Origin of the sequence: Lampropedia puyangensis, assembly GCF_004833285.1 — a bacterium.
GTDB classification, from domain to species: domain Bacteria; phylum Pseudomonadota; class Gammaproteobacteria; order Burkholderiales; family Burkholderiaceae_C; genus Lampropedia; species Lampropedia puyangensis.
On the sequence record NZ_STFG01000001.1, the window covers coordinates 230,767 to 243,282 of the forward strand.

The following is a 12,516-nucleotide window of genomic DNA, read 5'->3' on the forward strand; positions in this document are numbered from 1 at the left end:
TTTCTCTTTGGAAAGCAAATTGAAATAGGCAATAAATCTTATATAAAACAATCGCTTATTAAGATGTTTGTTTTCTGAATTGGTTTTTTATGAACACCGCATCCCTGATCCAGAAAGTCTGGAATTTCTGCAACACCTTGCGCGATGACGGCGTGGGCTATGGCGACTATCTCGAGCAGCTGACCTACTTGCTGTTTTTGAAGATGGCCGATGAATACAGCGCCGCGCCGTACAACCGCGACACCCATATCCCGCACGGTTACGGCTGGGCCAACCTCAAGGCCAAAACCGGCGAGCCGCTGGAGGCGCATTACCTCAAAACTTTGGAGCGCTTGGGCAAAGAGCCGGGCATGTTGGGGGCGATCTTCTTCAAGGCACAAAACAAGATTCAAGACCCGGCCAAGCTCTCGCGCTTGGTGCAGATGATTGATGAAGAAAGCTGGGTGGGCATGGATGCCGACACCAAGGGCGATTTGTACGAAGGCTTGCTGCAAAAGAACGCCGAAGACACCAAGAGCGGTGCTGGCCAGTACTTCACCCCGCGCGCGCTGATTCAGGCGATGGTGGCCTGCGTGCAGCCGCAGCCCGGCAAAACCATTGCCGACCCGGCCTGCGGCACCGGCGGTTTTTTTCTAGGTGCTTACGACTGGCTGACCCGCCCAGAGGCCAAGCTCAACAAGGCGCAAAAAGCGTTTTTGCGCGACGAAACATTTTTTGGCAATGAGATTGTGGCCAGCACCCGTCGCCTGTGCCTGATGAACTTGTTTTTGCACAACATCGGCCAACTCGAAGGGGAGCCTGCGGTGGCGCGCTCCGATGCGCTGATCAGCGAGCCCAGCCAGCGGGTGGACTACGTGCTGGCAAACCCGCCATTCGGCAAAAAAAGCGCGATGACCATCACCAACGAAGATGGCGAGGAAGACCGCGAGGCGCTGACCTATGAGCGCCAAGACTTTTGGGAAACCACCTCCAACAAACAGTTGAACTTTTTGCAGCACATCGTCAGTCTGCTCAAAGTCACCGGCCAAGCGGCAGTGGTGCTGCCCGATAACGTGCTGTTTGAAGGCGGCGCGGGCGAAAAAATTCGCCGCAAGCTGCTGGAAACTTGCGATGTGCACACCATCTTGCGCCTGCCCACCGGCATTTTTTACGCCAACGGGGTCAAGGCCAATGTGGTGTTCTTCAACAACGCGCCTAAAGATGGCCGCGTGCATACCCAAGGCGTGTGGTTTTACGACCTGCGCACCAACCAGCACTTCACCCTGAAAACGCGTCCGCTAAAGCCGGAGCATTTGCAGGATTTCATTAGCTGTTACAACCCAGAAAATCGCCACGAGCGTAAAGAAAGTGAGCGCTTTAAATACTTCAGCTACGCCGAGCTGATCGCCCGTGATAAAGCTAGTTTGGACATCTTCTGGCTTAAAGGCGAAGGGCTGGACAACTTGGATGACTTGCCCGCGCCCGATGTGCTGCAGCAAGAAATCATTGAGCATTTGGAGGCGGCGCTGTCTGCCTTCCGCAAAGTAGCGGCAGAGCTCCCCGCTTTTGATCAAGATCAAGAAGCCAAGACCTGATTACGGCGCATGGGCGCCAAGGTCAAGGCGCTGATGTTTTGCCTTAAAAAAAGCGAGCACTCTTTGCTGAACGCTCGCTTTTCATTGGGTTTCGGCGTGAACGAGGTGCGTTAGCGCATCACTCCCACTCAATCGTCGCAGGCGGCTTGGTGCTCACGTCATAGGTCACGCGGTTGATGCCGCGCACTTCGTTGATGATGCGGCCAGAGACTTTCTTGAGCAGCGCGTAGGGCAGTTCGGCCCAGTCGGCGGTCATGAAGTCGGAGGTTTGTACTGCGCGCAGGGCGACGACGTAGTCGTAGGTGCGGCCATCGCCCATCACGCCAACGCTTTTCACGGGCAGGAAGACGGTGAAGGCTTGGCTGGTGAGGTCGTACCAAGTTTTGCCGGTTGCATCGTCTTTGAAGTTGCGCAGCTCTTCGATGAAGATGGCGTCGGCTTCGCGCAGCAGGTCTGCGTATTCTTTTTTGACTTCGCCCAAAATGCGCACGCCCAAGCCGGGGCCGGGGAAGGGGTGGCGGTAGACCATCTCAGGTGGCAGGCCCAAGGCCACGCCTAGTTCGCGCACTTCGTCTTTGAACAAATCGCGTAGGGGTTCGAGTAGCTTCAAACCAAGTTGCTCAGGCAAGCCGCCGACGTTGTGGTGGCTTTTGATGGTGACGGCTTTTTTGCTTTTGGCTCCGCCGGATTCGATGACGTCTGGGTAAATGGTGCCTTGTGCCAAAAAGGTCGCGCCTTTGTGGCCTGCGCCGCCAGCCTTCAATTTCGCGGCTTCGGCTTTGAATACTTCAACGAATTCACCACCGATGATTTTGCGTTTTTTCTCAGGGTCGGCTACGCCAGCCAGCTTGCCGAGGAATTGTGCGCTGGCGTCCACGGCGATGATGTTGGCCTTGAGCTTGCCCGCAAACATCTCCATGACCATCTTGCCTTCGTCTTTGCGCAGCAGGCCGTGGTCTACGAACACGCAGGTGAGCTGGTCGCCAATGGCGCGGTGGATCAGGGCTGCGGCAACCGACGAATCCACGCCGCCGGAGAGGCCCAAGATGACTTCTTCATCGCCTACTTGTGCGCGGATTTTTTCTACAGCTTCGGCAATGTAGTCGCCCATGATCCAGTCCGGCTTTGTGCCGCAAATATCCAACACAAAGCGGTTGAGCAGGGCTTGGCCTTGCACGGTGTGGGTCACTTCGGGGTGGAACTGCACGCCGTAGTAATGGCGCGTTTCATCGGCCATACCGGCAATCGGGCAGCTAGGGGTGCTGGCCATGAGCTTGAAGCCCGGTGGCAGTTCGGTGACTTTGTCGCCGTGGCTCATCCACACTTTGAGCATGCCGTGGCCTTCGGGTGTGGCGAAGTCTTCAATGCCTTTGAGTAAATCGGTGTGGCCGTGGGCACGCACTTCGGCGTAGCCAAACTCGCGGTGGCTGGAGCCTTCGACCTTACCGCCCAATTGGTTGGCCATGGTTTGCATACCGTAGCAAATGCCCAGCACGGGGATTCCCAGCTCAAACACGGCGTCCGGGGCTTTGTCGTCCACCTCGTATACGCTGGCGTGGCTGCCAGAGAGGATCACGCCTTTGAGGTTACCGTCCGCAGCGAATTCGCGCACCCAGTCGCTGCTCACATCGCAAGGGTGCACTTCGCAATACACATGGGCTTCGCGTACGCGGCGAGCGATCAATTGGGTGACTTGGGAGCCGAAGTCGAGAATGAGGATTTTTTGGTGGGACATAGAGGACTTCTTAAACAAGTACAGCGCTTGGTTAAGCGCTGTGCAATGTTGGTATAGAAAGACAGGTCAAATGCATGGGACCGATGTGCAGATGGCGCTTGGGGATTAATCCCACTGGTTTTCTTCTTCGAGGCCGTTGCGCACCTTCCATCTGCGGTGTTTTTGCGATTGCCACATGCCAAATGCAAATGCGATGATGGCCAGCATTTGGCAGATTTGCCACATCACGGCAGGCCAGTGCGGAGCGTCAGGCCCGGTGATGGTGAAGGCATATGCCAAAGAGGCAATAGACGCGACCACCATGAGAGCCGCAGTCACCAAGCCAGCAATTGCCAGTTTGCGATGGATGGAGGTGACTGGGGTCGAGTGACTCATGGAAGGCAGTGCTTGTGTGCAATCAGAATGCGGTGTAGATCAACCTGCGCGGTAGTTTGGCGCTTCTTTAGTGATTTGCACGTCATGCACATGGCTTTCACGGAAGCCGGCAGAAGTGATTTGCACAAATTCTGCCTTGTCGCGCATGTCGTCAATGGTGGCGCAGCCGCAGTAACCCATGGATGCACGCAAACCGCCAGCCATTTGGTAAATGATGGAGACTAAAGAGCCTTTGTACGGTACGCGGCCTTCAATGCCTTCTGGCACGAGTTTGTCGGCATTGGCGTTGCCAGTGCTCGATTCCTGGAAGTAACGATCAGCGCTGCCTTGCTGCATGGCGCCGATGGAGCCCATGCCGCGGTAGCTCTTGTAGCTACGCCCTTGGAACAGCACGATTTCGCCTGGGGCTTCTTCAGTGCCAGCAAAGATGCTTCCCATCATCACCGTGTTAGCACCTGCAGCAATGGCTTTGGCCACATCGCCACTGTAGCGCAGGCCACCGTCGCCAATCAATGGCACGCCTGTTCCTGCCAGGGCTTGTGCCACGTTATCAATGGCAGTAATTTGGGGAACACCAACACCGGCGACGACACGGGTGGTACAGATGGAGCCAGGGCCAATACCGACTTTGACTGCGTCAGCACCAGCTTCGACCAGTGCCAGTGCAGCCGCGCCAGTGGCGATATTGCCACCCACCACGTCCACATGGGGGTAGTTTTTCTTGACCCAACGCACGCGGTCGATTACGCCTTTGCTGTGGCCGTGTGCAGTGTCTACGATGATGGCGTCCACGCCAGCTTTGACCAGCGCTTCAACGCGTTCTTCAGTGCCAGCACCCACGCCTACTGCGGCACCAACGCGCAACTGACCATCGGCGTCGCGAGCGGCATTGGGGAAGGTGGTTTGTTTGGTGATGTCTTTGACGGTGATCAGACCGCGGATTTCAAAGGCGTCGTTGACCACAATCAGGCGTTCGATTTTGTGTTTGTTCAGCAAAATCTTGGCGTCTTGCAAAGACGTGCCTTCTGGTACGGTGATCAAACGCTCTTTAGGCGTCATGATCTCACGCACAGGCAAATCGAAACGGTTTTCAAAGCGCAGGTCGCGGCTGGTCACGATGCCAACCACCTTGCGGCCCTCTACTACCGGGAAACCAGAGATGCCCAACTCTTCAGACAGATCAATGACATGGCGCACAGTGTGGTCAGGTGCAATCACTACTGGATCGCGCACTACACCAGATTCATGGCGTTTGACTTTGAGCACTTGAGCGGCTTGCTCTTGCGCCGTCATGTTCTTGTGCACAATACCCATGCCGCCTTCTTGCGCAATGGCAATGGCCAAACGTGCTTCGGTCACGGTGTCCATCGCGGCAGAAACCAGAGGCAGGTTCAGCTGAATATTGCGAGAGAATTGGGTTGCCAAAGAGGTGTCTTTGGGGAGGATTTGCGAGTACGCTGGGACGAGCAGGACGTCGTCAAAAGTGAGCGCTTTGCCAAGAAGACGCATGGGGTTTTCTCCAAAAGACGGATTGTATCCGCTCTGCTAAGAGTTTGCATTGGTTTTCATTGAGTGGCCATAGAATGCGAACTGAATTTTGGCTGTGCAGAGCAGACAATGCTACAAAGCCTGGCCCGGACAAAACACGATGAAGGTCGAGTAAGACAAGGTCGTTTCTAAATTGATGCATCTTGATGAAATAGGTTTTTTTATGTTCAAAAAAATAATGCAAGGCGCCGTTATGGCGCTGTCGTTGATGGCAGCAGGCGCTGCTCTGGCGCAATGGCAATGGGTTGATGAGAGTGGCAAAAAAGTCTATAGCGATAGGCCGCCACCAATTACCGTGCCTGAGTCCAATATTTTGAAAAGTCCTAAAGGGGCACCTTCTGCTCCAACACCACGAGTGGTAGAGCCGGCCGCGCAAGCGGGCTCAGAATCGCCTGAACAGGCGCTTGCGCCGAAGCAAGCCGAGTCAGTGCAAGAAGACGCAGAGCTTAAAGTTAAGGCTGAGCAGTTGAAAAATAAAGAGGCTGAAGCCTCCAGCAAGGAAAGCGCGGAGGTAGCGCAGAAAAATGCGCAAATAGAAAAGGACAACGCCGCAGCGCGGCAGCGCAATTGCACTAATGCACGTAACCGGTTGGCGCAATTGGAGCCGGGCAAGCGCGTGATGACCACTGGTGCGGATGGTGCTGTGGGCTTTATGGACGACAAAACCCGAGCAGCAGAGCACAAGACTGCGCAAGAGATGATGCAAGCCAATTGCCGCTGAGGGAGGCCTGCTGAGGCTTTTCAGTTATACGAATGTACGAACAAAGGCCCCATGCGTGGGGCTTTTTGCTGAGTGCCTTTTTTGCATGGGGGTGTGTTTGTCTCCGCCATGGTTTGGCATGCGTGTTTGCCGATATTTGGCACAATGCATGCAGTTATTTTGGCTGCGGTGCCGTTGCTGTACAGATGTGTTGAAAACGCGCGCTTTTATATTTTTTTATAAGTACTTTTTCTACTTTGTCACACTCATCCACCACGTCTTTCGTTGAGCAGCCGCTAGCGTTGCGTTTGCCGTTGTTTGGCAGTCGTTTGATTGAAGCCAGTGCGGGTACCGGAAAAACCTGGACGATTGCGGCCCTGTATTTGCGTTTGGTGTTAGGGCACGGGGCCACGCCAGCGCTGGGAGCAGACTTGCTGGATGCGCGCTCTTCGCGCGAGCCATTGGTGCCGTCACAGATTCTGGTCATGACATTCACGCGTGCGGCCACGCAAGAGCTCAATGCCCGTATTCGTGATCGCTTGAGTGAGGCTGCACGGTTTTTTCGTGGCGAGCTTGACGAGTCGCAGGCTGACGCGCTGCTGCACGGCTTACGCGAATGCTATCCACCTGGCCCTTTGCGTGAATTGGCCGCTTGGCGTTTGGCGAATGCGGCCGATACGATGGATGAGGCTGCCATCTACACGATTGACGCATGGTGCAATAAGGTGCTGCAAAGCTACGCTAGCCTGACGGGATCGCTCAATGGTGATGCTTTGGGGGGAGACACCCAAACGTTGTGGCAATGGGCGGCACTCGATTTTTGGCGCAACCAAGTCTACCCGTTGGAAGGCGATGCATTGGATGCGGTGCTGCGCTTGTGGCCAGATGCTGAATATTGGCTTGCCCAAAGTGGGGCTTGGCAAGGAAAAGCACAGCCATCTTCAATGGTGCAAAACGAGCGGGAGGATGCGCCAAACCAGACCTTTATTGTTCCCACCTTGAAACAGTGGTTACCGCAGCAGTTGAAAGAGCAGGGGCAAGTGCTCAGCGCTCTTGCCGCTGGCTGGCCTGAGAAATTGGTGCAATTGCGTCAGTGGCTGGACGTGCAGACCGACAAAGAAGGGCCCACCGGCAAGCATTGGAGCGGTGTCAAACTCAAACCGCAGTCTTACCACCAGTGGTTAGATGCGTTGGCGCAGTGGGCAAACAACCCCAGCGCGGCCGTGGGCGGTGTGCATGACAAGCAATTGTGGCGCCTTACGCCAGAAGGTTTGGCTGATGCGCGCACCAGCAAAGCGCCGGCACTGCATGTGTCTGAGATTCCTGCCGCTTCTGCCGATTTGGAGGTGTTGCTGCAAGCCTTACAGGCTTTACCGTCGGTTGAACAAGGTATTGCCCGCATCGCAATGCAGTACACGCATCTGCGTTGGCAAGAGCTCAAGAAGCAGCAGCAAGCCATGGATTTTTCTGATCTGCTGGTGCGTGTGCAGCAGGCGCTGACCAGTGATCAAGGCGCCGTGCTGCGCCAGCGTTTGCTGGCAGAGTATCCGGTGGCGATGATTGATGAGTTTCAGGATACTTCGCCGGGCCAGTACCAAGTCTTCCATGATTTGTACCGTCCGCAAGACAACGATGCTGCACAGGCATTGTTGCTGATTGGAGACCCTAAACAATCCATTTACCGCTTTCGTGGTGCAGATATTTACAGTTACTTGGCGGCTAAGCAGGAGACGCAAGGGCGCCATTACGCGCTGGACACCAATTTCCGCTCTACCCAAGCCGTGGTGGATGCAGTCAACCACGTATTTCAGCAGGCGGAAGAGCGCGCAGGGCCGGGCGCATTCTTCTTTCGCGCCAGTGCCTCAGACCATGCCGCAGAAAATCGATCTGAAGCGCCTGAGACAACCAAAGCCTTGCAAGCCAACCCCTTACCGTTCGTGCCTGTTATGGCCAATGGTTTGCGTGAGACTTTGCAGGACTGGCTTGGCAAGCGTGTTCCGGCTTTGACCATTGCCACGCAGCAAGAAGGCCAATCCACTGAATTGGGCTGCGACTGGTTTGCACAATGCTGCGCAGAACAAGTTGTGCGCTGGTTGCAAGAAGAACGTTTGCAGTTTGGCCAGCCGTCTCAGGATCAAGCCAACACATCCAACAGGGCATTGCAGCCTGGTGATATTGCGATTTTGGTGCACCGCAGGCGCGATGCTGTGCGCGTACAGCAGGCCTTGCGCCAGCGTGGCCTGAGCTCGGTCTATTTGTCTGACCGTGAATCTGTTTATGCCAGTGCGCAAGCACAGGATGTGGTTGCGTGGTTGCAGGCCGTGGCAGAGCCGGCAGACGTGGCTTTGGCCAGAGCCGCATTGGCCACGCCTTTGCTGGGGCTGTCGCAGGTAGAGTTGCTGGCGTATGCGGACCAGGAAGAATTGCTCGATGACTGGTTACAGCTCTTACAGCACTTGCATGGGGTGTGGCGCAAGCAAGGTGTTTTGCCCATGTTGCGTCAACTGGTTCACCAACGTGCGTTGGCCAGCCAGTGGCTGGCAGCTGATGACGGTTTGGGCGAGCGTAAGCTTACCAATGTGCTGCATTTGGCGGAGCTGTTGCAGCACGCTAGTCAGGCGCACGAGGGTGAGCAAGGCTTGATCCGCTTTTTGGTGCAGCAAATACATTTGGCAGGGCAGGTTAGTGGGGCGCTCGAGGCAGAAGAGCAAACCGTGCGCTTGGAAAGCGATGCACGCTTGATTCAGATCGTCACGATTCACAAAAGCAAAGGCTTGGAATACCCGGTCGTGATGCTGCCTTTTGGCTCTTACATGAAGCCTGTTAAGAAAACGGCTTCCGATGGACTTTGGAGCGACGTTGCCAGTGAAGAGTCAGATACCCAGGACAGTGGGCCGCAACCAGACAGCGATGACGAGCGCTTGCGCGAAGACTTGCGTTTGCTTTACGTGGCACTCACGCGCGCGCGCCATGCCTTGTGGGTGGGGTTTCCCGTCAACCGCCGCACAAACAGTAAAAAAGGCAGTGAACTGCACCGCAGTGCGCTGGGGTATTTGTTGTGCGGCCAAGCCGAGCAGGCTGTAGACGATGCCGCATGGTGGCCTATGGTGCAGGCGTGGCAGGCGCAGTGTGTTGATATTGCTGGCCAGTTGCTGCCAATGCCGCAGGCATCTGAAGATGCTGCGCAGGTGATTTGGCCGCTGCACAAATACCAAGCCCCTCAAGAGGTGGTGCACTGGAGGCCCAGACACATCTACCCGCAAGGGCTGGATCAGCAGTTCGCCATTGCCAGTTTCAGCATGTTGGCGCGAGGTGCGCAGCAGCAGCTAGCCCCTTTGCATGCAGGTGAGGCTGATACATGGGCGCCTGAGGAGTTGCAGCCGCAACCTGATACAGAGACCGCCTTCTTATGGCAACCAGCCGCACGCTTGGCCGACGATGAGGCGCAGGGTGCGACTGTGGCATCAACGCCTTATGCGGAGCAGGGGGCACCAACCCTGACTGCAACAGAGGATGTGGCGCGCGCACCTTGGCATGCCTTGGCGGGCAGCTCACGTTTGGGCGATTGGATGCACCAGGCACTCGAGTTATTGCAAAGCGAAGGCTTTCCCGTTGTGCCTACGGATGGGCTATGGCAGCGTTTGCTGCGTCGTGCGCAGCAAGCCGGGTTTGAGGCCCAATGGCCATCATTGCAGCAGTGGCTGCAGGGCATTGTGCAAACGGCGCTGCCATTGCAGTCTTCGGTTTGGCAGGGTGAGGCAGTGGAGGTGGTGCCGCATTTGCCCGTACGACCACCAATGCGGTTAGGTGATTTCAGCCAGACGCTTTCAGAGTTGGAGTTTTGGTTGCCTGTCACCAATGCCCATGCCACGCAGTTGGATGCGCTGTGTCGCCAGTATTGTTGGCCTGGCCATGCCCGGCCAACGCTCACGCGCCGAGAATGGCATGGCATGCTGATGGGGTTTGCCGATTTGGTCGTTGAGTCTGAGGGCAGATATTGGGTGCTTGACTACAAGACCAACCGGTTGGGTGACAGTGCGGCCAGTTATACCCCGCAGGCTTTGCGCGATGCGGTTTTACACCACCGCTACGATTTGCAAGCGATGCTGTATTTGCAGGCATTGCACCGGTTGCTGCAAACGCGTTTGCCCGGTTATGTGCCTGAGCAGCATTTGGGGGGCGCGATGTATTGGTTTTTGCGAGGCATTGAGCATGAAAGCGCTGGAGTAATCCATTTTGAAACACCAACGGCGCTGTTAATGGCCATGGATGCCGCATTGGGCCATACGCACACGGCAGCACCAGCAACACAAACAGATGGCGGGCATGACCAAGCCGCGCAGACAGCATGAGGAGCGGTGTGATGGAGCAAATGCTTGACACCGGTATGCCCGACCGGACAGATGCATTGGTGCAGCAATTATGGCAATGGGCCGATGCGGGTTGGTTGCGCCGCGTGGATGTGGCATTTGCGCAATGGGTGCAGCAGCAAGATGCGCAGTGCCATCGCGCCTTGCCTGTGGCCGTTAGCGTGCTCTGCGCCTTGGAAGGGCGTGGGCACAGCTGCCTTGAATTGGCGGATGTACATGGCCGTTTGGCGCAATGGTTGGACTGGCCGCGTGATATGGCCGCACAAACGGCACTGCGGCAGTTGTTGGCGCTGTTGCCAACGCAGAAACAGCCATGGTTGACTGTACTCCAAAGCCCATTGATTGCCATCACTGCGGCGGGGGGGGGTGTCATGCACAAAGACCCCACTGGCCAAGAATCGCAAAGCGATACCCCCATGCTGCTGGCGGTGAATGCCCGAGGCGAGCCCCAGCGTTTGTATTTGCGGCGTTATTTTCAATTTGAGCAAGCTGCGGCACATGGGCTGCTGGCGCGTGTTCAACCCATTGCGTCACAGGTGCAAACTGGCTTTGCGCGGGAAGAGCAAATTGCTGAGGTATTAGGGCAGTTGTTCCCCTCTGCAGGAGGGGGGCAGACACCACCACAATGGCAGAAAATGGCTTGTGCGTTGGCATTGCGGCAGCGTTTAGGTGTCATCACCGGAGGTCCTGGAACAGGCAAGACCTATACCGCCGCACGCTTGATGGCTGCCGCGCTCGCGCTGGCAGATGATCCGGCCCAATTGCGCATTCGCTTGGCTGCGCCCACAGGCAAGGCGGCTGCGCGGTTGAGTGAATCCTTGCAGCAGGCACTGCAGGATTTGCCGCCTGCCGTGCGTAGCAATACTGCGTTGTTTGACGCGCTCAACCGCATTCCTGCTGCGCGCACCTTGCATTCTTTATTGGGAGTCAGGCCCGGAACACGCCAGTTGCGCCACGATGGTGCCCATCCATTGGCACTGGATTGGCTGATCGTGGACGAGGCCTCCATGGTGGATTTGGAAATGATGGCCGCGTTGTTGCAGGCGATGCCACCACATGCGCATTTGGTGCTTCTTGGCGATAAGGATCAGCTCGATTCTGTAGAGGCTGGCGCAGTGCTTGGCGATGTGTGTGAAGGCGCGCAGCAAGGCCACTACAGTGCAGAGACTGCGGCTTACTTGCAGCGAACGTGCGCAGAATCAGTGCCAGAGGCCATGCTGCAGCCTGAAGCCGACGCCCAGCCCGCTCCTGCGTTGTCGCAAGCCATTGCCATGCTGCGTGAGAGCCGCCGTTTTGGCGGCATGATTGGCCAATTGGCATTGGCCGTACAACGCAACGACGGCGCCCATATGCAGGCGCTAATGACCCAATTGCAAAGCCTGCAGCCTGATGCACGCACTGTGTTCTGGAAAGAACAGGCCACAGAGCAGGATGCACGTCAGGTTTTCTGGGGGCAAGGCCACAACAGTGGCATGTCTGCAGAGGGCTATGGTGCGTTGGCTGCGCTGTTGAAAGCGATGCCTCGCTGGCCTTCTGCCAAAGTTCCTGCTGCTGGCCCTGATGATGAGTCGTGGCTGGCATGGCAGGGCGCCCATGCCCAATGGGCGCGCCAGTTGCTTGATACTTTGGCGCGGTTTCGCATTCTGTGCGCGACCCGCCAGGGCACATGGGGTGTCGACGGAATGAATGCCTTGGTCATTCAGGCTTTGCGTGCGGCAGGTTTGCCGGTTAAAAACCAGGGCTGGTTTGTGGGGCGGGTGGTGATGGTGACACGCAATGACGCCAGTTTAGGCATATTCAATGGGGATGTGGGAATCGCACTGCCTGCGGCAAACAATCGCCAGCAATTGCGGGTGTACTTTCCGCAAACCGGGCTGGATGCCCAAGGCCTGCCAGTGCAGTCGATCCGCTCTATTGCGGTGAGTCGTATGCAGCACGTGGAGACTGCTTTTGCCATGACGGTCCACAAAAGCCAGGGGTCAGAATTTGCCCATGTACTGCTGTGCTTGCCTGGCTATAGCAGCCCATTGTTGACGCGGGAGTTGCTCTACACCGGGCTCACCCGTGCAAAAAAATATTTTAGCTATTTGTCTGCGCAAACCGGTGCCTGGCAGCAAGCCATGGCACAAAGCACCTTGCGCACCAGTGGTTTGGTGGCATTGCTCTATGGGGATGGATGGGGCAGTTGAAACTGCAGATGTGGGCGTTTGGTTA

At 56.4% G+C, this 12,516-nt stretch carries 7 protein-coding genes; 4 read left to right on the top strand and 3 right to left on the bottom strand.

Going from position 1 to position 12,516, the window contains the following annotated elements:
- Positions 1-89: 89 nt before the first annotated feature.
- Positions 90-1,574: a type I restriction-modification system subunit M gene (locus E9531_RS00890; RefSeq protein WP_136571853.1), complete on the top strand. Its 1,485-nt coding sequence runs from the start codon at positions 90-92 to the stop codon at positions 1,572-1,574.
- 118 nt (positions 1,575-1,692) lie between these two features.
- Here the strand turns inward: E9531_RS00890 and guaA are convergent, their stop codons facing one another.
- The 3 genes from guaA to guaB form a co-directional block, all read right to left on the bottom strand.
- Positions 1,693-3,309 (bottom strand): glutamine-hydrolyzing GMP synthase, encoded by a 1,617-nt coding sequence (gene guaA / locus E9531_RS00895; protein WP_136571854.1) that lies wholly within the window; start codon positions 3,307-3,309, stop codon positions 1,693-1,695.
- Between the two features lie 105 nt (positions 3,310-3,414).
- Positions 3,415-3,684, bottom strand: a complete 270-nt coding sequence (locus E9531_RS00900) for a hypothetical protein (RefSeq protein WP_136571855.1) — start codon at positions 3,682-3,684, stop codon at positions 3,415-3,417.
- 39 nt (positions 3,685-3,723) lie between these two features.
- On the bottom strand, positions 3,724-5,193 hold the full coding sequence (gene guaB, locus E9531_RS00905; protein WP_136571856.1) for an IMP dehydrogenase: 1,470 nt from the start codon (positions 5,191-5,193) through the stop codon (positions 3,724-3,726).
- Between the two features lie 202 nt (positions 5,194-5,395).
- On the opposite strand from guaB, the gene E9531_RS00910 reads away from it, so the two are divergent.
- From E9531_RS00910 to recD, 3 genes are all read left to right on the top strand, one after another.
- On the top strand, positions 5,396-5,953 hold the full coding sequence (locus E9531_RS00910) for a DUF4124 domain-containing protein (protein ID WP_158291690.1): 558 nt from the start codon (positions 5,396-5,398) through the stop codon (positions 5,951-5,953).
- 236 nt (positions 5,954-6,189) lie between these two features.
- Positions 6,190-10,284 carry an exodeoxyribonuclease V subunit beta gene (recB, locus tag E9531_RS00915; RefSeq protein WP_136571858.1) on the top strand — a complete coding sequence of 1,365 codons (4,095 nt, stop codon included), beginning with the start codon at positions 6,190-6,192 and terminating at the stop codon, positions 10,282-10,284.
- Positions 10,285-10,295: 11 nt separating this feature from the next.
- Positions 10,296-12,491: an exodeoxyribonuclease V subunit alpha gene (recD, locus tag E9531_RS00920; RefSeq protein WP_158291691.1), complete on the top strand. Its 2,196-nt coding sequence runs from the start codon at positions 10,296-10,298 to the stop codon at positions 12,489-12,491.
- The last annotated feature ends 25 nt before the right edge of the window (positions 12,492-12,516 follow it).